3 protein-coding genes are annotated in these 3,043 nt (G+C 48.8%); all 3 read right to left on the reverse strand.

Annotated elements, in window-relative coordinates; all coding sequences use genetic code 11:
- Positions 1 to 152 precede the first annotated feature (152 nt).
- Positions 153 to 1,349 carry a hypothetical protein gene (locus HKN79_09070; protein NNC83717.1) on the reverse strand — a complete coding sequence of 399 codons (1,197 nt, stop codon included), beginning with the start codon at positions 1,347 to 1,349 and terminating at the stop codon, positions 153 to 155.
- A gap of 60 nt (positions 1,350 to 1,409) precedes the next feature.
- A complete protein-coding gene (locus HKN79_09075) occupies positions 1,410 to 1,901 on the reverse strand; it encodes a hypothetical protein (GenBank protein NNC83718.1) in 492 nt (163 codons plus the stop codon).
- 159 nt (positions 1,902 to 2,060) lie between these two features.
- The coding region (locus HKN79_09080; protein ID NNC83719.1) for an alpha/beta fold hydrolase at positions 2,061 to 3,043 on the reverse strand (983 nt) is incomplete at its 5' end.

Below are 3,043 nucleotides of genomic sequence, written 5' to 3' on the forward strand. Positions count from 1 at the left end.
CTCGGGAGAAGCCTCATAGGGATACAGGTCATGGAAATCCTGTGCCTCGATCGCAGACAGAGCCAGGAGAAGTAGTAGGAGGGTGAGAATGCCTTTCATTCGGACAAGATAAAAAGGAAGCGGAGCTATTTCAGGACGATTCACCGCATGGGTCACATTCCCGAGCGGATGAGCTTCTTCAGCAATGCGATCTGACCCAGATGATAGTGCGTATGCTCGATCATACCGTGGAAGTTGCGGTAATAGCTGCCGTACTTGGCATCGGTGAAGTCTTGGTCCCATTTTTCTCTGGGGACAGCGGCAATGGCTCGGGAGAGTCTGTCTCCTGATCGGAGGATGGCCTCTACATATCCCTCCCAGTCATCTTGAGAAGCGATGGACGGAGCCTTCCAACTCTCCTCATCCTTGCCTTCGAGCGGTCCACCTTGCAGCACCTTGAGTTGCACTCCGAAATAATAGCCGATGTGATGGGTGAGTGAAAGAATGGTGTTGAGATCTCCCACCTGCTCGGTCGCTTCTGCATGGCTGACATCGCTCAGGGTGTCTTTCAGATTGGCCCAGGTCCAGTTGCCACCGAAGAGCACCTGGTGGAAATGCTGAGCCACATGGGAGGCGGGGTTCATGGACTGAAAGATAGAAAAGGAGACAAGAGGGTCAGACCCTTGATACAAGGGATATTCGGATCCCATTGTGGGATTTACATATTTCCCCTTACGCTTATCTACCTCGGTCTGAATGAATGCAGGTAAGTAGTTGGGAGTACATCCTCTGGCCACCACTTCATCCTTGTAGAGCCCGGTCTGTTCTCCGATCTGGATGCATCGCTTGCGATAGCGCTCATCGAAGACACCGATCCAAGCGGCAGTGAAATTCATGGCCCATTGCACATCCGGTTCTTCTTTGGCCAGGGTAGATTCGATCTTGTCTAGGAGTTCTTCCGTATTCTCAGGAGATTTTTGACCTGTCCATCGTAAGCGAGCCTGGTGGTACCAATAGGTCCTTCTTTGAAGAGCTGAGGAGCTCTTTTCCCAGGATTCGATGAGTGATAAGGTACGCTTACTCTTGGTCAATTGATTGGCCATGAGCCATTCCATGATGTGGTTGCGCTCTTCTGATGTATGGGATTCCAGGTCCTTATCCAAGCGGTCGATCATCTCTTGATCGAGGGTATTCTTGTCCAAGATGAGAGTGGCAAGAAGTCTGGGATAATATTCTCCACTGGCCCAGAGTTCCATCGCAAGATCATGGTCCTTCTTGATCTCGCGGGCCATCTTCTTCAAGTCACCGAGCTTGGTCGAATCAGAATGAAACTGATTCAGGATGTCTTTTGCTTCGAAGGTGGTATTCATAATAGAGTCGTTATCGATCTCAAAAGTACGTCTGGGCACTATGTAGGATATTGGCGATGGCTAGGATTTCCGAGTGTACCTGTATTCACTCCTCATTATCCATTCTTCGCCACCGTCAAAGCGCACATCTTTTCGAATAAGGAAGCTATCACTACCGATGATATAGGTATGTCGGATGCGTGCTTTCCGTCCATCGTCCTTGCCCGAGCGCTCGGCCTGGATGCGGATGCTTCCATCTTCCAATTCTTTTCTTGAGATGAGCTTCTCCTTATTAATGACTGTGCCATCATTGCTGACCTTAAGCTTTTCCGAGTTGTTGGCTTTTGGTTCGTTGGGGTAGATGTTGTTCAGGACCAGAGTGTACTCATCCTTGCCTGGCTCGACAGACAGTTCTGCAGGCATGCTAAAGGGTTCATTGCTCTGATAATCCAGGTAGGTGATCGTGCCCTGCCACTCACCCAGTATCGATTGCAGGTCATCTGCTGTGATGCGGTCTTGAGATATGGCGTTTGTAGCGCAGATGAATAGAAGTACTGAGAGTGTAAGCTTCATTTTTCTAGAGCTATTGAGAGTGCTAGGGACCCCCAACTATTCGGAGGATAACTTGGCAGTGCGGATCGTATGTGATCTGAGTATGTCGAAATATTGACTGATGTAGTGCGGGTTTGGAGAGTCATGTTATTGCATGTCTCGGTTCTGTATTAACATCTGTTATTCAAACACATTTTCAACCACCCATCGTTTTAATGCCTTCGTGTATTGGTCTGAGATTATTTCTACTTCAGGCTCATTGTCTTCATCCAGGATCATCATGTGCCCCGCTCTGTCAATCCGGTGGAACTCGAAATTTGTGTTGCCATTCTTTTCAAAGACGGTTCTCCAAACATCCATACTCTCCTCGATCGGCACCCAACGGTCAGTCGCTCCGTAGAACAGTGCAATGGGGATATCCACATGCTGGAAATATTCCACCGGGTCGAGATCCATTTCATGGATCCACTTCGTCACCCCTACATCATTAGGTAGATTCCCTTGCCAAGGCAGATATACATCATTGAACCACTCTTCTTCCCTGAACCTATCGATCTCTTCCTGAGTACTCTCTCTATCTCTCCTGCCTCGGTAATATGCATTGGTGATATTACGTAAGTGTATGGCCTTGTCGATCACCTCCTGCGAATGACCATTCATTTTCAAAGTGGTAACAGCACTATACTCCATCTGATCTGCTGGACTGACGCCAGAGCTGGAGACCAATATCATGAATGATATATCTGAGGGAGATATCGAATAGGCTATCGGGCCTAACCATCCGCCTTGACTGATACCGAATAAGCCTATCCTATCTGTATCAATATCGCTCCGGGTTCTCAGTTCTTCGATAGCGTTTAAAGCATCCTGAGCGAGTGTGGGAAGGCTGGCAGTGTTGAAGTCCCCGGTCGATTCGCCAGAACCCCTTCTATCGTAGGTGAACACACCCACGCCCATGTCATTCATTTGTGTTTCCAGATGATTGTAGAGGTCGTTATCATGATGGCCATGGCTGGCAGAATGCAATACCACGATCACCGGATATGGGCGCTCCGTCTGCGGGCTACTCAAGTATCCCACCAGGGTATCGTTACCGGAAATATATGTTATCCGCTCTTCGCTGGCCGTCTGACGTTCAACTCCATCTGCGATGATAGGTGTGC

The organism is Flavobacteriales bacterium (assembly GCA_013001705.1).
GTDB lineage: Bacteria > Bacteroidota > Bacteroidia > Flavobacteriales_D > JABDKJ01 > JABDLZ01.